The organism is Flavobacterium sp. CG_9.10, assembly GCF_015752245.1.
Lineage (GTDB): Bacteria > Bacteroidota > Bacteroidia > Flavobacteriales > Flavobacteriaceae > Flavobacterium.
This window is the reverse complement of sequence record NZ_JADOVD010000010.1, coordinates 60,080-82,083: the sequence shown is the minus strand read 5'-3', so window position 1 is coordinate 82,083 and position 22,004 is coordinate 60,080. Positions and strand designations below refer to the sequence as shown.

At 33.9% G+C, this 22,004-nt stretch carries 20 protein-coding genes and 1 pseudogene; 7 read left to right on the top strand and 14 right to left on the bottom strand.

Translation table 11 applies throughout. From position 1 onward, the window contains the following. Positions 1-115: 115 nt before the first annotated feature. From IWX84_RS10255 to nudK, 3 genes are all read left to right on the top strand, one after another. Positions 116-586, top strand: a complete 471-nt coding sequence (locus IWX84_RS10255) for a Fur family transcriptional regulator (RefSeq protein WP_196850656.1) — start codon at positions 116-118, stop codon at positions 584-586. Between the two features lie 45 nt (positions 587-631). Next, a complete protein-coding gene (locus IWX84_RS10250; protein ID WP_196850655.1) occupies positions 632-1,903 on the top strand; it encodes an adenylosuccinate synthase in 1,272 nt (423 codons plus the stop codon). Between the two features lie 61 nt (positions 1,904-1,964). After that, positions 1,965-2,546, top strand: coding sequence for a GDP-mannose pyrophosphatase NudK (gene nudK, locus IWX84_RS10245; protein WP_196850654.1), 582 nt, complete (start codon positions 1,965-1,967; stop codon positions 2,544-2,546). A gap of 115 nt (positions 2,547-2,661) precedes the next feature. Here nudK and IWX84_RS10240 read toward each other — a convergent pair whose 3' ends face one another. After that, positions 2,662-3,300, bottom strand: a complete 639-nt coding sequence (locus tag IWX84_RS10240) for a peroxiredoxin (RefSeq protein ID WP_196850653.1) — start codon at positions 3,298-3,300, stop codon at positions 2,662-2,664. A gap of 270 nt (positions 3,301-3,570) precedes the next feature. Continuing rightward, positions 3,571-4,482, bottom strand: coding sequence for an AEC family transporter (locus IWX84_RS10235; RefSeq protein WP_196850652.1), 912 nt, complete (start codon positions 4,480-4,482; stop codon positions 3,571-3,573). 287 nt (positions 4,483-4,769) lie between these two features. Here IWX84_RS10235 and meaB point away from each other — a divergent pair, with 287 nt between their 5' ends. After that, the gene (meaB, locus tag IWX84_RS10230) at positions 4,770-5,882 is read left to right on the top strand and encodes a methylmalonyl Co-A mutase-associated GTPase MeaB (protein ID WP_196850651.1); all 1,113 of its coding nucleotides are present in this window, start codon (positions 4,770-4,772) and stop codon (positions 5,880-5,882) included. Between the two features lie 93 nt (positions 5,883-5,975). Here meaB and IWX84_RS10225 read toward each other — a convergent pair whose 3' ends face one another. The 4 genes from IWX84_RS10225 to IWX84_RS10210 all read right to left on the bottom strand — a co-directional run bounded on the left by IWX84_RS10225 (position 5,976) and on the right by IWX84_RS10210 (position 10,099). After that, positions 5,976-7,049 carry an ATP-binding protein gene (locus tag IWX84_RS10225; RefSeq protein ID WP_317192117.1) on the bottom strand — a complete coding sequence of 358 codons (1,074 nt, stop codon included), beginning with the start codon at positions 7,047-7,049 and terminating at the stop codon, positions 5,976-5,978. A gap of 369 nt (positions 7,050-7,418) precedes the next feature. Beyond that, entirely contained in the window at positions 7,419-7,649 is a 231-nt protein-coding gene (locus IWX84_RS10220) for a hypothetical protein (RefSeq protein WP_196850649.1), read from the bottom strand. A gap of 87 nt (positions 7,650-7,736) precedes the next feature. Next, positions 7,737-8,645, bottom strand: a complete 909-nt coding sequence (locus IWX84_RS10215; RefSeq protein ID WP_196850648.1) for a prohibitin family protein — start codon at positions 8,643-8,645, stop codon at positions 7,737-7,739. Between the two features lie 71 nt (positions 8,646-8,716). Then, positions 8,717-10,099: an MATE family efflux transporter gene (locus IWX84_RS10210; RefSeq protein ID WP_196850647.1), complete on the bottom strand. Its 1,383-nt coding sequence runs from the start codon at positions 10,097-10,099 to the stop codon at positions 8,717-8,719. A 227-nt stretch (positions 10,100-10,326) separates the two neighbouring features. Here IWX84_RS10210 and IWX84_RS10205 point away from each other — a divergent pair, with 227 nt between their 5' ends. Further along, a complete protein-coding gene (locus tag IWX84_RS10205; protein WP_196850646.1) occupies positions 10,327-10,908 on the top strand; it encodes a hypothetical protein in 582 nt (193 codons plus the stop codon). Between the two features lie 55 nt (positions 10,909-10,963). Here IWX84_RS10205 and IWX84_RS10200 read toward each other — a convergent pair whose 3' ends face one another. The 3 genes from IWX84_RS10200 to IWX84_RS10190 form a co-directional block, all read right to left on the bottom strand. Continuing rightward, positions 10,964-12,739, bottom strand: a complete 1,776-nt coding sequence (locus IWX84_RS10200) for a cytochrome c peroxidase (RefSeq protein WP_196850645.1) — start codon at positions 12,737-12,739, stop codon at positions 10,964-10,966. A gap of 87 nt (positions 12,740-12,826) precedes the next feature. After that, positions 12,827-14,275: a hypothetical protein gene (locus IWX84_RS10195; RefSeq protein ID WP_196850644.1), complete on the bottom strand. Its 1,449-nt coding sequence runs from the start codon at positions 14,273-14,275 to the stop codon at positions 12,827-12,829. Positions 14,276-14,462: 187 nt separating this feature from the next. Beyond that, positions 14,463-15,344, bottom strand: coding sequence for a PPK2 family polyphosphate kinase (locus IWX84_RS10190; RefSeq protein ID WP_196850643.1), 882 nt, complete (start codon positions 15,342-15,344; stop codon positions 14,463-14,465). A 172-nt stretch (positions 15,345-15,516) separates the two neighbouring features. Here IWX84_RS10190 and IWX84_RS10185 point away from each other — a divergent pair, with 172 nt between their 5' ends. Continuing rightward, positions 15,517-16,338 carry a DUF6929 family protein gene (locus IWX84_RS10185; protein WP_196850642.1) on the top strand — a complete coding sequence of 274 codons (822 nt, stop codon included), beginning with the start codon at positions 15,517-15,519 and terminating at the stop codon, positions 16,336-16,338. A gap of 16 nt (positions 16,339-16,354) precedes the next feature. Here the strand turns inward: IWX84_RS10185 and IWX84_RS10180 are convergent, their stop codons facing one another. Continuing rightward, positions 16,355-17,221, bottom strand: a complete 867-nt coding sequence (locus IWX84_RS10180) for a L,D-transpeptidase (RefSeq protein WP_196850641.1) — start codon at positions 17,219-17,221, stop codon at positions 16,355-16,357. Between the two features lie 222 nt (positions 17,222-17,443). Between IWX84_RS10180 and IWX84_RS10175 the strand changes: the two genes are divergently transcribed. Further along, on the top strand, positions 17,444-18,160 hold the full coding sequence (locus IWX84_RS10175) for a 3-ketoacyl-ACP reductase (protein ID WP_196850640.1): 717 nt from the start codon (positions 17,444-17,446) through the stop codon (positions 18,158-18,160). A gap of 240 nt (positions 18,161-18,400) precedes the next feature. Here IWX84_RS10175 and mtaB read toward each other — a convergent pair whose 3' ends face one another. From mtaB to IWX84_RS10155, 4 genes and pseudogenes are all read right to left on the bottom strand, one after another. Continuing rightward, positions 18,401-19,729, bottom strand: coding sequence for a tRNA (N(6)-L-threonylcarbamoyladenosine(37)-C(2))-methylthiotransferase MtaB (gene mtaB / locus IWX84_RS10170; protein ID WP_196850639.1), 1,329 nt, complete (start codon positions 19,727-19,729; stop codon positions 18,401-18,403). Positions 19,730-19,966: 237 nt separating this feature from the next. Continuing rightward, positions 19,967-20,770: a Cof-type HAD-IIB family hydrolase gene (locus IWX84_RS10165; RefSeq protein WP_196850638.1), complete on the bottom strand. Its 804-nt coding sequence runs from the start codon at positions 20,768-20,770 to the stop codon at positions 19,967-19,969. Positions 20,771-20,799: 29 nt separating this feature from the next. Further along, the gene (locus IWX84_RS10160; RefSeq protein WP_196850637.1) at positions 20,800-21,018 is read right to left on the bottom strand and encodes a DUF2007 domain-containing protein; all 219 of its coding nucleotides are present in this window, start codon (positions 21,016-21,018) and stop codon (positions 20,800-20,802) included. A gap of 267 nt (positions 21,019-21,285) precedes the next feature. Next, positions 21,286-21,948 (bottom strand): annotated as a pseudogene (locus tag IWX84_RS10155) (DEAD/DEAH box helicase); the annotation flags it as partial. Positions 21,949-22,004 lie beyond the last annotated feature (56 nt).

Sequence of the window (22,004 nt, the reverse complement as noted above, 5' to 3'; positions counted from 1 at the left end):
TTACAACTTGAAATGAAACAGAAAGCCAAATTAGTCCATTTTTAAACGATTTGATTTTTCAACTTTAAACGCTAAACTTTAAACTTTAAAAAATAAAAATTTATCTTTGCCAGATATGACACTCATTTCCACTGATAATAACAAAAACCAAGAAATTGTAAAAAATGTTTTTACAATGTATCTTGAAAATAAAGGACACCGCAAAACTCCTGAACGTTACGCAATCCTTCAGGAAATTTACGAAAGTGAAGAACATTTTGATGTAGAGAATCTGTATATCAAAATGAAAAACAAAAACTATCGTGTGAGCAGGGCAACGCTTTATAACACAATCGAATTGTTATTAGATTGTGCTTTGGTGCGTAAACACCAATTTGGTCAAAACCAAGCACATTACGAAAAATCATATTTCGATAAGCAACACGATCACATCATTATGACCGATACTGGTGAAGTAATTGAGTTTTGTGATCCAAGAATTCAAAGTATTAAGAAAACGATCGAAGAAATATTCGATATAGAGATTACCAACCATTCCTTATATTTGTATGGAATAAAAAAACAAAAAGAGAGTTCGGACAGCTAAGAAGTTGTGCTTTATATTAAAAATTAACTACAAATAACATATAGAATGACCGTAGATTTATTACTAGGATTACAATGGGGAGATGAAGGAAAAGGAAAAATTGTTGATGTTCTTACTTCAAATTATGATATTATTGCTCGTTTTCAAGGTGGACCAAATGCTGGACACACTTTGGAATTTGACGGAATAAAACATGTACTTAGAACCATTCCTTCTGGAATTTTTCATTCGAATAACATAAACATTATTGGTAATGGAGTTGTAATTGATCCTGTAGTTTTTAAAAGTGAAATTGACGGATTAGCAAAATTCAACTTAGATTTAAAGTCAAAATTAATCATTTCAAGAAAAGCACATTTAATTTTACCTACACACCGCTTGTTAGATGCAGCTTCTGAAGCTTCGAAAGGAAAAGCAAAAATTGGTTCTACATTAAAAGGAATTGGTCCAACTTATATGGACAAAACTGGAAGAAACGGAATTCGTGTGGGAGACATTGAATTAGAAGATTTTGCAGACCGTTATAGAGCTTTGGCTGATAAGCATGAAGCGATGATTGCATTTTATAATGTTGACATTCAATACAACTTAGCTGAATTAGAAAAAGAATTTTTTGAAGCGATTGAAGAATTAAAAAAATTAGATTTTATTGATAGCGAAGAATATTTAAACCAAGCGCAAAGAGCAGGTAAATCAATATTATGTGAAGGAGCTCAAGGTTCATTACTAGATGTTGATTTTGGAACTTATCCATTTGTAACTTCATCAAACACTACTGCGGCTGGTGCTTGTACCGGTTTAGGAATTGCTCCAAATAAAATTAAAGAAGTGTACGGAATTTTCAAAGCTTACGTAACACGCGTAGGTAGCGGCCCATTTCCAACAGAACTTTTTGACGAAGATGGCGTAACTATGGCACGTGTAGGAAATGAATTTGGATCTGTTACAGGAAGACAAAGACGTTGTGGTTGGTTAGATTTAGTAGCGCTAAAGTATGCTGTTCAAGTCAATGGTGTAACTCAATTAATGATGATGAAAGGTGATGTTCTTTCGGGTTTTGAAACTTTGAAAGTATGCACGGAATACATTTATAAAGGAGTGAAAATTTCTCACTTCCCATACAACATCGATCCAGAAAACGTTACTCCTGTTTACCAAGAATTCAAAGGTTGGAAAGCTGATTTAACTGGTATGACAACTTACGATGAATTGCCAATTGAATTAAAAGAATATATAGAGTTCATTGAAAAAGAAGTGGAAGTTCCTATCAAAATAGTTTCTGTGGGACCAGACAGAAAGCAAACTATTCTTAAATAAAATTACTTAACGCTCTGAAAATTCAGAGCGTTTTTTTTAGTATATAAATCAATTCCTACGAATGAAAAATCCAACTATTAAAATACAAAAAACCGAATTGCTTTCTGATAACTGGTATATTTTAAACAAAGTAACTTTTGATTATCAAAAAAAAGACGAATCTTGGACAACCCAAAAACGTGAAGTCTATGATCGTGGAAATGGAGCGGCTATTCTACTTTATAATACAAAACAAAAAACAGTAATTTTAACACGACAGTTTCGCTTACCAACGTATCTCAACGGAAATGAAACCGGAATGATGATTGAAGTTTGCGCAGGACTTTTGGACGAAGATCATCCAGAACAATGTATCATTAGAGAAACCGAAGAAGAAACTGGCTATCGACTTACTAAGGTTCAGAAAGTAATGGAAACCTACATGTCTCCTGGTGCCGTAACGGAAATTTTATACTTATTTGTTGGGGAATATAACGACTCCATGAAAGTCAGCGCAGGCGGCGGAGTTGCACATGAAGAGGAAAATATAGATGTGATGGAAATGTCCTATGATCAGGCCTATGCTATGATTGAATCAGGAGAAATAAAAGATGCAAAAACAATTATGTTATTGCAATATGCCAAAATAAAGAATTTAGTGTAAGACGACTGAACTGCAGAAACTAATAGGGAAAGAACTTCTCTTATTTAAAATTTAAAAAAGTACAATGAAACTGTTTCATTGTACTTTTTTTATTTCCACATTCCCATGATAAAAACTACTTGTTGGGCTGAGGAGTCATTCTTAAATATGGTTTTATTCTTTCATATCCTTTTGGAAATTTAGCAGCAATGTCTTCGTCTTTAATGGCTGTTGAAATCACTACTCTTTCTCCATCTTTCCAATTAGCCGGAGTTGCCACGCTATAATGTGCTGTCAACTGCAAACTATCAATTACACGAAGTAATTCATCAAAATTTCTTCCGGTAGAAGCGGGATACGTCAAAGTCAGTTTTATTTTTTTGTCTGGGCCAATAATGAAAACGGAGCGAACCGTAAAACTTTCATTAGCATTGGGATGAATCATATCATACAACTCTGCGATATGTTTGTCTTCATCGGCAATTATTGGAAAATTGACTGTTGTATTTTGAGTTTCGTTAATGTCTTTAATCCATTGCATATGGGAATCTAATCCATCTACGCTCAAGGCAATAACTTTTACATTTCTTTTTTCAAATTCAGGGTAATAATTTGCTACAGTTCCTAATTCGGTGGTGCAAACTGGCGTGAAATCAGCAGGATGTGAAAATAAAACACCCCAAGAATCACCTAACCATTCGTGAAATTTTATTTTCCCTTGCGTCGTTTCTGCTTCAAAATCCGGAGCAATATCGCCTAATCGTAATGATGCCATAATGATTTGTTTTTATTGATTACTAACAGTCTAAGTTATTGAATTAACGTCAATAAACCGTATAACAAACCCTAAAATTGTACTAAAAATTCAACAAATAAATAGCAGTTGAATTTTTCCGGCAATAAAAATAATTTTCGAACACAAAAAAAGTCGTTAAAACGGAAACCCTTAGCCCTGATAGAAATGGAAATCCTTTATAGGAGTAAATCCTGAAAGGTTTACGCCTATAAAGATTGCAATGGATAGCGGGAAAAAGCTCCTGAAAAATTAAATAAACTGCACAATAAAGTACCAAAAAACTAACGTGATAAATGACAGCGGTATTCCGAAACCAATCATCATGCTGCTCAACCTTGGTTTTAATCCATGAGTCGAAGCTAAGATACTTGCGGTAATCATGGGCGCCATTGCGGCTTCCATTAACACAACTTGCATCGCTGTTGAATGCTGGTCTAAAATGACAACGTACAATAAATATATGAGTGCCGGAGTCAGCACTAATTTATACAAAAGTCCAAATCCCAAGAATTTCCAATGTTGGCTTCTTTTATCAAACCGTAATTGCAATCCTACCGAGAGCATTGCTAATGGTGTCATGGCGCTCCCTACCTTTTGCAGAAAATACTGGATGTATTCATGGAAATCAAAATTTAAAACATTCATTACGCAAGCTCCCAGAAAAGCGATAAAAGGTGGAAAGAACAAGATTTTTTTGGCAATATGAAAGCCGTTAGGACTTCCAGTTGAATATAACGTCGCCACTAAAATCCCCAAAGTAGAAAGCACTACAAAAGAACCAGGCTGATCTACTAAAATTGCAGTTTTCATGCCTTCTTCTCCATATAACGCTTGAATTATGGGAAATCCAAGAAATGAAGTATTTCCTAATCCAGCTGTTATAATCAGACAACCGGTGAGTTTTTTAGACCAGCCAAATCTACGGCCCAAAAGATTAAAAAATAAATAAGAAACAATAAATCCAATCCAAGCCATGGATATTGGGTATAACAATTCGTTACTCCATTCAATTTTTGGTATGTAATATAAGGCTAATGCGGGAAGACAAATGTAAATTACGATGTTGTTTATCCCTTTATGACTGTTGGTTGGAAAACGTTTTACCTTTTGCAAAATAATTCCAAGCAATAGAAAAACGAAGATTATAATGAAGTTGTACATAGAGTAGAATTGACTACAAAAATACTATTAAAATTTCTTTGGCAATCAGGGGAATTATAATTTTAGTTTTTGTTTTGAGATATTTTGTTGGTTTACATGGATTGATATTAAGAATCGCTTTAATTCATTTGCTAACGTAGCAAGTTTGAATTGCAAATTTTCATAACTATTATTACAAAATCACGGTCGAATAATTTATAACGTAGCTACAAATTATGCAATGCAGAACGCAAAAACACTTTAAAAATAAGTAATTTTCATTACTTTTACTTTTCAAAACTTACGCTTTGCCAAACAAAAAATCCCAACCTAGTGCGCTCCATGAGAAAGCTGGAATTTCTCCACCGGAAATGATTAGTTCTATCTCCGTGAAAAATATTCAGCAGTTTAGAAAAATACAACCCTCATCTACAGAATTAGTGGACGGTATTTTAGCGGGAAGCGTCACAGCATTAAGTCGGGCAATTACTTTAGTGGAGAGCACCAATGCCAACCATTTAGAGAAAGCCAATGAAGTAATTAATGCCTGTTTACCTCATGCCAATAAATCGGTCCGTATAGGAATCACGGGTGTTCCCGGCGTCGGGAAAAGTACGTTTATTGAAGCTTTTGGAAAATATTTAACTGGTTTAGGGAAAAAAGTGGCGGTTCTTGCCGTCGATCCAAGCAGTACGATTTCACACGGAAGTATTCTGGGTGATAAAACCCGTATGGAAGAATTGGTAAAAGATCCAAATGCCTATATCCGACCTTCGGCTTCGGGAGAGACTTTGGGTGGTGTGGCTCGAAAAACCCGCGAAACCATTACGCTTTGCGAGGCTTGTGGGTTTGACACCATAATAATTGAAACTGTGGGAGTGGGTCAAAGCGAAACTGCGGTTCACAGTATGGTAGATTTCTTTCTTTTATTGAAAATTTCTGGTGCAGGCGATGAATTACAAGGAATCAAACGCGGAATTATGGAAATGGCAGATGCTATTGTAATCAACAAAGCAGATGGTGATAATATTAGAAAAGCGACTTTAGCCAAAGTAGAATTCAACAGAGCTTTACATCTTTTCCCTGCTAAAAAATCTGGATGGACGCCCACTACGTCAACCTGTAGCGCCTATACTCATGACGGCATTCCCGAAGTTTGGGAAACTATTGAAAAGTTTCTTGAACTTACAAAAGGCAACAACTCCTTCTTTGAAAAACGAAAAGAACAGAACCAATACTGGATGCTGGAAACCATAAACGAGCAATTGAAACTAAATTTTTACAATCATCCTGAAATTCACAAGCTGCTTGAAACCAATAAAAAAGCGGTGCAAAATGATGAAATATCACCTTTTGCAGCCGCTCAGTCGTTATTGGGAAAGTATTTTTCCTCCTCTAATTCTTCCAAAGGAGGAGAATAAAAATATATTTACGCAAATTTTCATGAATTATTTCTAGGAACGAAGTGCTAATTCTGTTTTTTAGTAATGACATAATACGGCACAATTCACTCATTAAACAATAAAATCTAAATAATTTTCTTGATTTATAATTTCAAATGTGGCATTGGGATATGATTTCGCAAATTCCGTTGGTATTTTTATTTTTCCTTTACCCCATTTGTATTCAAAGGCAAAAAGTTGATCATTAACTTCTTCAATCCTATCTATTTCTTGCTTGGTATGTGTTCTCCAAAAATAGTCTAAGACATATTTCCCTTTATAATGAAGCATTTTTATTCTTTCGGAATTTAGGTAATTCTCCCATAATTTACCAATGTCTTCTCTCATGTTTATTGGATTGAAGGAATTTATTATCGCATTGCGAATACCATTATCCACAAAATACCATTTTTTCATTTTTGTAATTTCGTTATCTCGATTTCTGCTAAAGCCCGAAACAGAATAAATTATAAAGACCTTACTAAACAAATCCAGGTATTTTTCAACAGTATTTTTACTTATTTGCAAATCCCTGCCAATACTTTCCAACGAAACTTCACTTCCTGTCCTAAAAGCAATAATTTGCAGCAATGAAATGATTTTATCCCGTTTTTTAATCCCCTCAAATGCCAAAATATCTTTCAGTAAGTGATTGTTTACAATTTCTTTGAGATAGCTTATTTTTTCGTCCCGATTATTCAAACTTGATAATTCGGGATAACTTCCAAAGATTAGTCTTTCTTCAAGATTGTTTATAGTTTCCAGATAATTTTCCTGTTTTGAAAATTCCATTTGCGAAATAGGATAGAGACTTATAGTTTTCATTCTACCAACCAATGGTTCTCCAATCTGATTGTTAATTTCAAATGCTGATGAGCCTGTAATTAAAACTTTCAAATCTGGTATTGTATCCACCATCAATTTGAGTTTCCTACCAATGTTTGGAATTTCCTGAGCTTCATCTACTACCAGAAACTTTATATCGCCCAAAACTCTTATATAATTCGCGGTACTTTGAATTTCTAATATATTGTGCGTCTCTATATCATCACCATTTAAAAAGAGTACTTTTTCCTTAGTGCTTTTTATAACTTTATTAATTAATTGTGTTTTCCCTACGCGCCTCGCACCTAATAATACAAGCACCTTATTCGGTTTTAACAGCTGAGGTATCAGTGATTCGTATATTCTATTTACTTCCATAACAGCTAACATTTGAACACAAATATAACCATTTCAATTCAATTCCGTCAATAAACTGACGGAAATTAACTAAATACCGTCAGTATATTGACGGTATTTAGTTAATTTCCGTCATTACAAACGACAATAGCTCTTGTAGCTGATAAAAAAAGCGGCTACAAAAATGATGTAATATCACCTTTTGCAGCCACTCAGTCGTTATTGGGAAAGTATTTTTCCTCCTCTAATTCTTCCAAAGGAGGAGAATAAAAATATATTTAAACAATTTATTTCTAAAAATTGGGACTGATTGTTTCATTTCAAAAAAGAACTCTACTCCTTCTCGTAACGTTCCATTTCTCTATCGTAAAACTCATTGGCAAGAACGATTAATCCTTCCATTTCGGTATTTAATTCGGCTTCGTCAAGATCTTCAGCTTCTTCCATAAACTCGACTTCATCATCTTTTAGATTGATTATAAATCGTGGATAGTCTAAGTGAATGATGAAAATATCGTCGTGTAAATCCGTGTTATCGCCCAGTAAAAATTTTGGTAATTCCATTTTATTATTAATTTGTTGATTTGATAATTTGGTAAATTGAATTCGCATAAACGAATAACCAAAGTACCGAATAAACTTTTTAAAAAACTATTTATCAGAAAGAATTACCGGCGCATTCCCTCTGCCATTCATAAAAATAATTTTAGTGTTAGTAGAGGTTGCAATTTCTTTTTGCGCTTTTATTTGTTCGTATTGCAATTGCTTGTCAGTTAAACCCGTTGAAATAATTCGTTGATAATCGGCAATACCTTGTGCTTCTACTCTTTTACGTTCGGCTTCCTGTTTTTCTTTTTGAAGAACAAAAGTCATTTTTTGAGCATCTTGCTCTGCATTAATTTTACTTTCGATAGATGCTTTTACTGATGTAGGAAGATTAATATTTCTAATAAGCAACTGCTCCAAAACCAATCCTCTCGATTTGAAATCGGCTTCTATTGTTTTAAAAATTCGCTGTTGAAATTCATTTCTTTTGGTGGAATATAAGGCAACGGCATCATAATAAACAGCATTATCACGAATACGGGTTCTAGTAATAGGTCGAACAATTTTATCAGAATAGTTTACTCCAATTTCTTTGAAAATTTTTGGAGCAGCATCTGGTGATACTCGGAACAAAACCGTTAAGTCAATTACTACTTCAAGTCCATCATTTGACAAAACACGAATGGCGTCGTCACCTTGTTGTGAACCTTCTCCATGAACTGCTGACATGGTATAATTTTGGGTTTGAATGTCGAATTCCGTAACATCCATAAGCGGATTAATCACATTCAATCCACTTTCTAAAACATCTGGTTGAACGCTACCATACAAAGATTTTACTCCTACTTTACCCGCATCAATTTGCTTAAACATAGAAGAAAAAACTCCCAAAATAATTAGAAGAACCCCAATTATTTTGAGAATACCTGAAAATTTAGAAAAGGGATTTGCATCATTTTTTAATGTAAAACTTAAAATTAATAAGATTATTCCAAGAATAATAAATAGTATCATTTTTTAATTGGTTTGATTAATATACTTATTATACGAGAAAAGAAATAAGAAGTTACATTGTGAGAAAAATTTTAATCTTTGTGATTTTCTAAAACCAATTTTCTTGTTAATTTTGCGAAACGAATGTATAAAAATAAAGCTGCCGAAGACAATCCTGCCAATAATCCTATCCAAATTCCTACCGCTTGTAATGAAGTGTATTTTCCCAAATAGTACGAAATAGGAAAACCAATTACCCAATACGCTACAAAAGTAATATACATAGGAATTTTTACATCTTGTAAACCTCTTAAAGCTCCAAGCACTACAACTTGAATTCCATCTGAAATTTGAAAAACCGCAGCCACTAAAAGTAATTTTGCGGTTATTAGTATGATTTCGCTGTTATCAATCGCTTGGGCCGAGTCGTTCATATTCAAAAATAAATGAGGCAGGAAGTTATGAAAAATTACAAAAATAAATGCGAAAAAAGTTTCGAGCATAATTGCCAATAAAAAAATAGATCTTGCTACAATAATCAAACTTTTGTAATCATTCATTCCCTTAGTATGGCTCACTCTAATCATGGCGGTCACACTTAAACCCATTGCAACCATAAAGGTTGATGAAGCTAGGATAAGCGCAATCTGGTTTGCTGCTTGACTGTTTTTCCCTAATGAGCCGGAAAGCCAAATTGCGGCAGTAAATAAGGTTACTTCAAAAAGCATTTGCATGGCGGAAGGAAAACCAAGATTGATAATTTTTTTTAGAATTGATTTTCGGATTTCTTTGAAACTAAAATTTTTGAAATAGCTTTTAAACGCTTTATTATGTCTCATCAATAAATCCATGAAAACTACCATCATAATTCTGGAAATCACGGTTCCTAATGCTGCTCCAAGAATTCCTAATTTTGGAAAAATCCAAATCCCATAAATCAATACATAGTTAAAAAATATATGAACCACATTAGCCATTAATATAGCATACATGGAATATTTAGTTTGCGCTAAACCGTCAGCAAATTGTTTGTATCCTTGATAAATAATTACGGGAATCAACGAAAATGCAACCCAATCAATATAAGGAGCGGCCATATCAGCTACTTCTTTGGGTTGATGCATCAAGTACATTATTTGTTTAGACAATACGGTCACCATAAATAAAACAACTCCTAATATGGTACACAATAATAAACCATGATGAAAAGTCGAACGAATTTTTTTATCATTTTGTTCCGCATTTGCCTCAGAAACCAATGGCGTAATAGCTGTAGAAAATCCTATTCCTAAAGATAATGCTATAAAAATGAAACTATTACCTAAGGAAACTGCAGCCAATTCCGTCGACCCTAGTTTCCCAACCATGAAATTATCCACGATACCTATTAAAGTATGTCCAAGCATTCCCAAAATTACAGGATATGCTAATTTGATATTATAAGAAAACTCTTTAGTATATGTAGATAAATTCACTTTTACTTTTTTATTGACAAAGATAAATAGAAGCTTTCAATTTTATCAATACTATTATAAATATAACGTCTGTTTATTAGTAGACTTTTGCATTAAACAAGGAATTCTATAACAAAAGCGAATAATTCTATAACATTTCAAACTTACTGTAAACTTACATTTGCAGAGTTATTATGCAACAGTAAAAGCAAAATGACGAAACAATTATTAAACAAAATATTACAATTATGAAAATTTCAGCAAAAATTAAAATGGTATTAGTGGTAGCGATTTCAGCTATGTTCGCTAACAATGCACAAGCACAAGAAGTTAAAGAAGTTAAAAATTACGATCAAGGTTTTCGTTTAGGAGTAGGTTTAAATGCTGGCTATTCTACAAATGATCCTTATAAATTAGCATTAGGAGCCGATGTAAGAGGGCAATATGATTTATCAAAAAGATACTCTTTGACTTTAACTACAGGTTATACTAACTTATTTGTAAGCAAAGCTGATACTTTTCCTGGACAAACTGAAGGAAAAGATTTAGGGATTATCCCAGCTAAAGCGGGTTTCAAAGCTTTTGTATGGAATGACGAATTTTATGTAATGGGAGAAGCTGGAGCTGCATTTGCAGTAAGCAATGTAGATAACACTAGAGACAAAACTTCTTTATTGTTATCTCCAAGTATTGGGTACGCAACAAAATATATCGATATTTCTTTGAACTATACCCATTACAATCATTTTGATCGTTTAAACAACAATGGTACTCTTGGTAGAGGAGTTGGACAAGTTGGTGTACGTTTAGCTTATGGTTTTCAACTATAAAACTATTTTGAATTAGTTTAAAAAAATGCGCTGAAATTCAGCGCATTTTTTTGTTTTAATTTTTTAAATATTTTTTATCCGTTAGCGTTTTCATAAAGGCAATAAGTTGCTTTTTTTCTATAGATGTCAAGTTCAGTTTATCCTCTGGCAGCGTTTGATTTGGCAAATTAAACCCCAAACCTTTTCCTCCTCCATCATTATAAAAATCTATGACTTCTTCTAAGGTTTTAAAAACACCATTATGCATATATGGCGCTGTTAATGCTACATTTCTAATAGTGGGAGTCTTGAAAGAATTTCTATTAATTTCAGCTTTTGTCGATTCGAATCTTCCTAAATCAGCATCTAATTTTTTATTTGCATTGGGAACGCCCAGTACTTCGCTTTCTGATTTTATAAAACTTGGAGGCACTGTTCCGTTAGTTAATGGAATAAAATGACAAGTAGCACATTTTGCCTTTCCGGCAAATAAATTAAATCCAGCGATCTCATCCAAATCAAATTTCTCCTCTCCTCGCATGAATTCATCAAACTTTGAATCATAGTTACTCAATGACCTAATATAAGATGCTAATGCATTTTTTATTGCGAATTCATCAATTGCCTTTTTTGGAAATGCTTTTTGGAATTTAGCCGCATATCTTCCGTTAGTTTTTAAAGCTAAAACTGATTTTTTCAAAGAACCGTGCATTTCATTTTCATTTGTAATTACAGCTATCGCTTGATCCTCCAGATAATTAACTCTAGAATCTGAAAAGAAAACACGTTGAAAAGCAATGTTAGAAAGCGTAGGTGTATTTCTTTTTACCAATGATTTTCCATCCAACGAAACCGCTTTTTCTAATCCGTCAGTAAATGCATTTTCCGAATGATGGCAGGAAGCACACGAACGGGAATTATTACCAGACAAAATAGGATCATTGAATAACAATTTTCCTAACTCAATTTTCTCTGGCGTAGTTTTATAATCTGGAAATCCTGAAAAAGCTTCGGCATCAAAAGCAGTTGCATCAAAAAGTGTTTGGGCGGTAGTTTTTAATCCTCTTACTTCTTTAATCAAAGGAATTTTCAATTCCATTTGAGTTCTATACAAACCTTTACTCAGCGGGTTTGCAATTTCCCGAATAAAAACAGCGCGGTCAAATTCATTAAACTTGGTATTTTTATGTAAATACTCTTTCCCGGTTTTAATCGTTTTTAAAACTGACTTAGCAATCAAATCCTCTGAATTGTCCAAATAAATTTGATAATATTCCTCAATACTTTCTAGTGACGAGACTGCTTCAGGAATAGAATTTTGAACAATTGGAGAATCAAATCCAGTTATTCCTAAAGTGATTATCCTAAAAACTTCTAAACGCATCGCATCAAAAATATGGGAATCCGTTAGTTCATTGGTTTGCGACACTTTGTCCAATCGTTTTAAATTAGCCGAAACAATTCCAATTTCTTTTAGAAGTTCCTCTTTTGATCGAGGATCATATTTAGGGAAAAGAAATTCTTCGATAACTTGAAATCCTTCAGGAGGAACTGTTTTTCCTTCATCTTCTTCAAACTCGGCTAATGCCGGTCCGTTAATCGATTTTGAAACAACAGGAAAATAATATTCGCTTATCATTTCTACTCGTTTATAGCTTTGATGTGCTTGAAGAAATTGTTTTTGGATTTGTGTTGGCTTTGAATCCGATTGTACCAAAAGTTCCAATCGAGAAATATCTTGAATAAGAACCTGAATATCCGATCGAAACAAATCCATTATTTTTTCATGTTTGAGTGTGTTTTTACAAGAGAAAAGAGAAATCAATAATAAAAGAAAAAAGAAATTTTTCATAAGAAATTTTAAAAATGGAGAGAAAACAAAAACCACGATTCCTACTAGGAAATCGTGGATTTTCGTAACTATTTACTTTAGAATATATTATCTAGCTAGTCCTTTGATTATTACAATTTGACTGGCTTGATCTTCATTTGGACGATTTGTTCCTCCATCAACCCCTTTATATTTTATCCCCCTCCAAGTATGTGGTTGAACACTTAATAAAAATGTATCATCCATTCCCAATTGTTCAGACACATCAATCAATGCACCGTATTCCCAATCACCAAATTTACTAACGCCACCTACATTATATTTTGCAGCATCGGTTGCATCACGACGGTGATCTAACTCTACAACAACTTTCAATTGTTTAGTTGCAATATTGTATTGATAAATATAACCATCATGAGTTTCGTCACCATAACCATTAGCATCTTCTTCAACATACACATAGTTTTTAGTTACGCAAATGTTATCTGGATTTTGGAATTTTCCAGCAATCCCGGTACGATCGTCTCCGTCAAGAATTACTTGCAAAGTTCCAACTAATGGATTAGCAGCGTCTAAATTCAATTTGTAAACTCTACCATATTTAGTTCTTGAAGCATCAGCATTTATTCCTGTAGTATTTTGTCCTGTAGCATTAAAGTAGATTTCACGATTTGCTGCATCTCCGCCTTTTCTGTAATCTAAATCTTCAATTCTACCAAATTTTATCGCTTTTAGTGTATTTACCGCTGCGTTAATTTGGGCTCCAGTCATTGTAGTATGATTCTCAATTTTCACAAACGAAACAGAGTACGATTGTCCCGCAACCATATCTTTTTCTCTCTGATTATCATCTGTTCTTTTCATCATGTATAAAGAACCATTCGCTAAATCACCTACAGTATTAGAAACATACATGAATACCTGACCTCCATAAGTTCCGGAATCATCATCACCTATTACAACTACCGTTTTTCCTGCAAAAGCAGACTTTCTTAAAGGCAAAGCATTCTCAGCGCTTAATCTTCCAAAACCAGGCAACTCTTTAGAAACAGAATTGGACCCAACATCTCCATAAGGATTTAAAGCATGTGTTCGAGATTCTTCTCCAGATTCACCGCAAGTTAAATAAAGCGGACCAAAACCATGTTCAGCAACTGTAGCCATTGTAGCGCCACACAATCTCCAGGTTCCACCATTAGAATTCAGCAAATATTCTCCCTTTGTAGGTTTGAATGTCTTGTCTAAAGTAATTCTTGAAACCGCAAAATTATCTTCTTGATTTACTAAGAAAGTAAAAGTCCCATCTGCATTTTTTAATAAACCGGAACCATCCGCTGATCCACCAAAAACATAATTTGGACTTCCTGCTAAAACATCATCTGAAGTAATTAGTGAAAAAAGTTCTAAGTTTTCAAAACCAGCTTGCTTTTTTAATAATACTGGAGTAACCGATTGGTTTGCTAAAACTACACTTGTAGTTTCCTTCGAAGATTTAGGATCATTCTCACAAGAGATTAATGAAACTAAAAATAACATTGGTAAAATAATTCTTTTCATTTTGGTCGATAGTTTAAAATTCAAAGCAAAGAAATGAACTGAATTTTAACTTCAAATGAACGGAATATTAATAAAAAGCCAAGAGTTTACTGTAAAATCCAACGCTGTAAACCAATAAATTTACATACTAACAATTTGATAATAAAGTAATAAACTTGTAATAACTTTCACCGAAAAAATATTCAAACTAATTCTCTTCCTTTAGAATCTCCTTATACTTTTCTATATTCTCCATTACTGTTTTATCTAATTGTGGTTCTTTTATATCCGTATGTTTTTGCATTTCTTCCCAAATAATTTTGGCAACAATGTAACGAGACATTTCCTTATCATCAGCAGGAATCACATACCAAGGAGCATAGTCCGTAGAAGTATTATTTATCGCCTCTTCATAAAAATGCATATAATCATCCCAACGCTCTCTTTCTGCCAAATCCCCAGTAGAAAATTTCCAATTTTTTTTCTCATCTTCTAACCTGCTCAACAAACGTTTTCTCTGCTCTTCTTTGCTCATGTGCAAAAAGAATTTCAGCACAATAATTCCGTTTTGAGTAATGTGTTTCTCAAAATGTCTAATTTGCTGCATTCTATTGTCCCAAAACTCAGGCGTAATAGCCGAAACAGTATCTATTCCCGGCAAGTTTTCCTTTAGGATATATTCAGGGTGCACCCGTGTGACTAAAACATTTTCATAATGAGATCTGTTAAAAACAGCAAACTTTCCTTTTTCTGGCAAAGCCAAATAGTGTCGCCACAAATAATCATGTTCTAATTCTGTTGTATTAGGAGTTTTAAAACTGTGCACCACAACTCCGCGAGAATTAAATTCATCGAAAACTTCCCGAATTAAGCTGTCTTTCCCAGAAGTGTCCATGCCTTGTAAACATATCAGCACACCATAGCGATTATGAGCATACATTACATCCTGAATCTCGCTTAACTTGGCCTGCACCTTGTCCAGTTTTTCTTCCTTCTTATTATCACTAGCACCAATATCTAAATTGGTAGGCAATTTTGACAATTCTATCTTGTCAACAACTTTAAAATCAATAGGATTTATAGACTTCATAAGAAATATTTTATCTTTACTAACTCAAATATAATGAATAAATAGGATTAATCCTGATGAATTTCAGGAGCTATTTCCGGCTATCCGTTACAATCTTTCTATTTTTAAAGAAAAAATAAAAAGGATTTTTACTATTATCCGGGCTAGGGCATTCGATTTCAAAAATACATTTATGGAAAAATTTACACTTGAATTACAATTTCAAATCGCAGGCATTGGTTCGTCATCAGGACTCATTTATAAAGACAATTCCTTATACATTATATCTGACAACAGCTCCTTTCTTTACCAATATCGAATCCAAGAAAAAGAACTCAACAAAATAAAACTCTTTGATAACGGTCAGGAAAACATCGCAAAAAAGGAAAAATACGACTTTGAATCCATTACCCTAAAAGGAAATAAACTCTATCTTTTCGGGTCCGGTTCCACACCTAATCGAAACAGACGAATTACTTTTCACTTGGAAAATAGAAAAGTTGAAGAAAAAGATTTATCATCCCTTTATGACAAACTAAAACAAACCGCTTACATCTCAGATGATGATTTAAATATCGAAGGCGCTTTATTCCATAACGAAAAATGGCATATGTTTCAAAGAGGAAATGGAGCACAATCTAAAAACGGACTTTTTACTTTGGATAAAAAAGGAAATGACATTCACTTTTTTCCTATCTCATTGCCAAAAATTCAAAACATAGAAGCCACTTTTACAGATGCAATTCTCGTGGAAGATAAAATCTATTTTCTGGCAGCTGTCGAAAATACCACCTTAACGTATGATGACGGAGAAGTATTGGGCAGTTTTATAGGCGCATTGTCCTTAGAAAATTTCGAAGTACTGATTACCCAAAAAATTTCGGATATACATAAATTCGAAGGACTAACATTATACGCCAAAACAGAACAAAAAATAGATTTTTTGCTCTGCGAAGACAAGGATACTGAAGCTCTGGAAACGGATATTTACAAACTTAGTGTTGACCTAAAATAAAACGAAACCCAGAGGTTTATTTCTTGGAATCTTGAAATGATTGTCTGTTTTTCTGTTCTTTTAAAATGCTACTTAAAAAAGGCAGAGTAACTTTTTCGATTTCGTTTTCAGAAATATCCAAGGCTTTAGGATTTGTCGCCAATTGTAACCAAGGCTTAGGGGCACTAAAATTATAAGCACCAAAAACAATTACCGGAGTTCCTTTTACTTTTACATTTTCCTCGTCGGCTAATTCCCATTGATCCGCCCAATCATAAAGATTACGGGCATCTTTTTCTTGAAGTCTTAAACAAGAATGAGAAGCTGGATAACCTGGTAAAGTATATTGATGCCATCCCACACCCAATTTATTTTCAATATTAAAATTCCAACGCAAGTCCCATTCATCATCAAAAGTACTTGTGGTTTGTTCGGCTTTCCAGTTCGTATAAAAAAGTCCTGTAGGGGTCAGATCCTTTTTTCTTCCCATATTAGTTGGTCCAGTATAAACTAATTGTCCTTTTTCATAAGCGGCAAATGTTTGTGTAGGATAGGAGAAAAAAATGATTTTATTAATTTCTTTCAAGGAAGAAACCTCTAGTGGAAAAGGAAGATAAAACTCTATATCACCACTCATATCATCTGGAATAACAACAGAACCCATATTTTTAAAATTGGCTCCATCAGTTCTGTTCACGGCATACGCGATGTGAAGTTGGGTACTGTCAGTGTTATTTTTTGACAGCCATTCTTTCGTGTTCTCAAGTCGATAGCACAATTTTTTAGGCTGATGTCTTTCCTTCACTTTCACAGGTTCTCCAGTAACATCTGTTTTATCTTGTTGTTTACAGGAAACTAACAACATTACAATACTAATATTTAAAAGAAGGACAATTTTTTTCATAGTTTAATTTTTACGTTGCAAAATTCAATCATTTTGCCAATCTAAATGTTACATAATTACGGGGTTTTGTTGTCTAATTATAATATTGGCAAAATAACCTACGCATTTTAATTTTTGAAGCAATGCGCAAATGTTAATAGTATCCATTTTTTACTTTTTATTACCAGTTAAAAAAAGCTAATGGTTTAACTTTGCTAATCACATTACAAAACGTAAACGAACATGACCGACTTAAAAAATAAAAACGCATTAATTACCGGTGCTGGAAAAGGAATTGGTAAAGCAGTAGCTATTGCTTTGGCAAAAGAAGGTGTAAACGTAATTTTACTGGCAAGAACTCAATCTGATTTAGATGAAGTAGCACAAGAAGTGAATGCATTTGGAGTAAAATCATTAACCCTTATTGCTGATGTTGCCGATATTAAATCCGTAAACATAGCAGTAGAAAAAGCCTTAGCCGAATTCAAAACCATTGATATTTTAATCAACAGTGCCGGAATAGCTGCTTTTGGTAAATTTATGGAATTAGAACCTGTAGCCTGGGAACGAATTATTCAGGTAAACTTAATGGGAACTTATTATGTAACACGTGCCGTTTTGTTTAATATGATTGAAAGACAAACTGGAGATATCATCAATATTTCTTCCACAGCCGGATTAAGTGGAAATGCTTTAACCAGTGCCTATAGCGCCTCTAAATTTGCAGTTTTAGGATTGACGGAATCGTTGATGCAAGAAGTCCGCAAACATAATATTCGTGTGACGGCATTAACACCAAGCACCGTTGCTACTGACATGGCCAAAGAATTGAAATTAACTGATGGCAATCCTGATAAAGTCATGCAAGCCGAAGATATGGCCGAATTAATTATCGCGCAACTCAAATTAAACCGAAGAGTTTTCATCAAAAACAGCAGTATTTGGTCTACGAATCCGTAAAACTTTTTAACATATAAGTCATATGATTTTTAACCATTAAGGCATTTAAGCTTAAAATATAAAACCATTAAGAGATTAAGTTTCATTAAGTCTCACGCTTAATTTTCTTAATCTCTTAATGGTTTAAAAATTTCGAGTCACTTATTTAAATATCACTCTTACTCTCTTACTCTCTTAATCTCTTTGTTAGTTAAATTCCTGGTTAGTTCTAAAAACTTAAATGACTTATATGTTTAAAAACTAAACCAAAGCCGAAACAAAATCCATTCGTACACTTCCATCTTCATCAATTTTTGTCAAATTAATTTCGTGTAGTGTATTTACTAATTCCGGATTCCATGGGGTTTTTACTTTCACATAGTTTTCCGTGAAACCGTGTATATACCCTTCTTTATTTTCGCTTTCGAACAAAACAGTTCTATTTGAACCCAATTGACTTTCATAAAAAGCACGACGCTTTTTAACCGACAGTCCACGCATCATTTTGCTTCTTTTCGCCCGAACATTAGCAGGAACAACTCCGCTCATTTCAGCAGCTTCCGTATTATCACGTTCTGAATACGTGAAAACATGCAAATAGGAAATATCCATTTCATTCAGGAAATTATAAGTCTCCAAGAAATGTTCGTCGGTTTCTCCGGGAAATCCAACAATCACATCCACACCAATACAAGCATGAGGCATCACTTCCCTTATTTTATTTACTCTTTCGGTATATACTTCACGCAAATAACGACGTTTCATCAACTTTAGAATATCGTTACTTCCGGATTGCAACGGAATGTGAAAATGCGGTACAAAAGTTCTGCTTTTCGATACAAATTCAATTGTTTCGTTTTTCAATAAATTCGGTTCAATCGACGAAATTCGCAAACGCTCAATTCCTTCCACTTTATCTAATTCCTGAACCAATTCCAAGAAGGTATGTTCGTGTTTTTTATTTCCAAATTCTCCTTTTCCGTAATCTCCAATATTTACTCCAGTCAAAACAATTTCCTTGATATTTTGAGCTGAAATGTCCTTTGCATTTTTCAACACGTTTTCCAACTCATCACTTCTTGAAATTCCTCTTGCCAAAGGAATGGTACAATAGGTACATTTATAGTCGCAACCATCCTGGACTTTTAAGAAAGCACGCGTTCTGTCACCATTAGAATAACTTCCCACATAAAAATCAGCTTCCGAAATCTCGCAAGAATGCACTTCGCCCATGTCATTTTTGGACAAATCATTAATATAATCGGTGATTTTAAATTTTTCAGTTGCACCAAGAACCAAGTCAACTCCATCAACAGCAGCTAATTCCTCCGGTTTCAATTGCGCATAACAACCCACCGCAGCAACAAAAGCCTTATTATTTAGCTTCATTGCTTTTTTTACAATCTGCTTGAATTGCTTATCTGCATTTTCAGTTACTGAACAGGTATTAATTACATACATATCAGCCACTTCCTCAAAATCCACACGATCAAAACCTTCATCCTGAATAGAACGGGCAATAGTCGATGTTTCCGAAAAATTCAGTTTGCAACCAAGCGTATAAAAGGCAACTTTTTTTCTTTCTGTCATATTCTTTTTGTTTGTGCGAGTCCCTTACTTCGTCGGGTCAGGCTATCCGCTGTATCCACGCCAAAAAAAGGGAGCGGGATGTCGCTTCTATCCTTCTCGCAGCTCGGTGCAAATTTACACACAATATTCTTTAAAACGAAATCGATAATTGGCTATATATCAGTATCCTAAATGGAAGTGAAATATTATTTTTTACTCTTCAACAAGTTTTTGACTATGTTTAAATTAGGCATAAACCTAATTCAAAATAAATCTACGAACGACCTCAGCCACACCATGATTATTATTCGAGGCAACAACAAAATCTCCTTTATCTCTCAATTCTGGATCTACATTATCGACCCAAATACCCAATCCTGCATATTCAATCATCGATAAATCATTTCCAGCGTTTCCAACAGCTATAATTTCGCTTTGATGAATGTTTAGTTTTTCTGCTAAAAATTTCACACTTGCTGCCTTATCAATTCCGTTCTGAGCCACTTCCAGAAAAAAAGGTTTTGACATTGAAACACTTAAATGTGGCATTGCTTCTTTTAAATCAATTTCAATTTTTTTGAGATAGCTTGGTTCTTCCAATAAAATACATTTTACTGCAGAAGAAGTCACCGCATTCTTGAAATTAGGGACTTTAATATGCTGTAATCCGGTAATATTTTTTTCAACGTCAATATATTCCGAATCCGTTTCGCTGACAATCTTTCCATCGATATAAGTAATAATATCAGTTTTGCTTTTTAAACTGTAATCGTATAATTCATGAATTTGTTGCTGCGTCAACATTTGTTCAAACAACACTTTATCTTCTTTCAAATCTGTAATTACGGCCCCGTTAAAAGATAACATATACGAATTATTGATATCCAATTCTAATTCTTTGGCAAATGCAGTCATGGCTAATGTTGGTCTACCCGAAGCTAAAACAACATAAACGCCCAATTCCTGAGCCTTAAACAACATTTCTTTATTCTCTTTTGAAATTTTATGGTCATCAGTCAACAAGGTGTCATCCATGTCTAAGACCAACATTTTATATTTCATCTAATTCTTTTTGCAATTATAATTTGAGCTTAAATGCTCATTCTAAATTCTTCAATTACTGGATTTACTTTTGCAAATTCCGTTTCTTGAACGAACAATTCAACCGCTAAATCCGAATTTCCAAAACCGCCTAATCTAGCTGATTGTATGTTATTCTTTACCAATACATCTACACCTATCGCTTCGATTTTTTCTTGCAAAGCCATTGCTAGAATTTCACTTCCCGAAAACACTTTCATTAATCCCATCTTGTTCTTTATTTTTTATTAAAATTATTCCTTCAGCTCCTCTGCTCCGCAAAGTCTCCGACTTTGAGGAAGTGTAGGAAGGTCTCCTGACCTTTTAGACATAATGATTATTTCAGTCTAAGACTGAAATTCACATCCTCAAAATCGGAGACTTTGCGGAGCATATTAATTTTTATCTTCTTCTTCATTTTCCCCTTCTAATTCCTCTAAATCGTCTTCTTCCTCGAAAACTCCTTCCTCTTCCGCAGCTTCTTCCTCTAAATCCTCATCGTCTTCGTCATCTTCGTCTTCATCATCTTCGTCTTCTTCGTCTTCGTCTTCATCAATTTCGAATAAATACGGCTCCAATAGCATTTTATCAGCCAAGATTTCAATTCTTTCCGTGAGCTGCTCCGAGAAAATAATTCGTTGGGTTTTATTAATACTGTTTGAAATACGCATGATTTTAGTTTCGTGACGCAATTTCAAAATTGGATCCGCGTCATCGAGGATAAACATTTTCAATCTGTTTACATTAAAACCTGCCGTTGTAAACATTTCGCTCAATTTATTTGGTGTTCCAATTAACACATCAATTCCGGTAGAAATATAATTTTTGTCATATTCCATATCTCCTTTATCATGTACACCGTACACACGTAAATCTGTATATTTTCCAAATTTTTCAAAAAGCTCTTCCATCTCCAAAACTTTGGCTTTGTCTTCTACAATTACCAAAGCACGAGGCGATTCCTCACCCTCACGAACTAATTGTTGAATCACGTTCAGCACAATTGTTGTGGATTTTCCGCTTCCTTCCGGCGCGATGATAATACAATCTGAACCGCTTTTTAGTGTCGAAAAAGTTTCTTTTTGCATGGCATTAGCCTCAGTTAAACCACTTTCAATTAAGGCTTCTTGTAACTTTTCGTTTATTTTTTTTAGTTTCATTTTTTTAATGCTATATGCTTTAAGCTGTAGGCTCTAAGCAAATGATAAATCACTGA

Coding starts and splice junctions, on each gene's coding strand:
- IWX84_RS10255 (WP_196850656.1), top strand. CDS start 116: ATGACACTCATTTCCACTGATAATAACAAAAACCAAGAAATTGTAAAA.
- IWX84_RS10250 (WP_196850655.1), top strand. CDS start 632: ATGACCGTAGATTTATTACTAGGATTACAATGGGGAGATGAAGGAAAA.
- nudK (WP_196850654.1), top strand. CDS start 1,965: ATGAAAAATCCAACTATTAAAATACAAAAAACCGAATTGCTTTCTGAT.
- IWX84_RS10240 (WP_196850653.1), bottom strand. CDS start 3,300: ATGGCATCATTACGATTAGGCGATATTGCTCCGGATTTTGAAGCAGAA.
- IWX84_RS10235 (WP_196850652.1), bottom strand. CDS start 4,482: ATGTACAACTTCATTATAATCTTCGTTTTTCTATTGCTTGGAATTATT.
- IWX84_RS10220 (WP_196850649.1), bottom strand. CDS start 7,649: ATGGAATTACCAAAATTTTTACTGGGCGATAACACGGATTTACACGAC.
- IWX84_RS10215 (WP_196850648.1), bottom strand. CDS start 8,645: ATGATACTATTTATTATTCTTGGAATAATCTTATTAATTTTAAGTTTT.
- IWX84_RS10205 (WP_196850646.1), top strand. CDS start 10,327: ATGAAAATTTCAGCAAAAATTAAAATGGTATTAGTGGTAGCGATTTCA.
- IWX84_RS10200 (WP_196850645.1), bottom strand. CDS start 12,739: ATGAAAAATTTCTTTTTTCTTTTATTATTGATTTCTCTTTTCTCTTGT.
- IWX84_RS10195 (WP_196850644.1), bottom strand. CDS start 14,275: ATGAAAAGAATTATTTTACCAATGTTATTTTTAGTTTCATTAATCTCT.
- IWX84_RS10190 (WP_196850643.1), bottom strand. CDS start 15,344: ATGAAGTCTATAAATCCTATTGATTTTAAAGTTGTTGACAAGATAGAA.
- IWX84_RS10185 (WP_196850642.1), top strand. CDS start 15,517: ATGGAAAAATTTACACTTGAATTACAATTTCAAATCGCAGGCATTGGT.
- IWX84_RS10180 (WP_196850641.1), bottom strand. CDS start 17,221: ATGAAAAAAATTGTCCTTCTTTTAAATATTAGTATTGTAATGTTGTTA.
- IWX84_RS10175 (WP_196850640.1), top strand. CDS start 17,444: ATGACCGACTTAAAAAATAAAAACGCATTAATTACCGGTGCTGGAAAA.
- mtaB (WP_196850639.1), bottom strand. CDS start 19,729: ATGACAGAAAGAAAAAAAGTTGCCTTTTATACGCTTGGTTGCAAACTG.
- IWX84_RS10165 (WP_196850638.1), bottom strand. CDS start 20,770: ATGAAATATAAAATGTTGGTCTTAGACATGGATGACACCTTGTTGACT.
- IWX84_RS10160 (WP_196850637.1), bottom strand. CDS start 21,018: ATGGGATTAATGAAAGTGTTTTCGGGAAGTGAAATTCTAGCAATGGCT.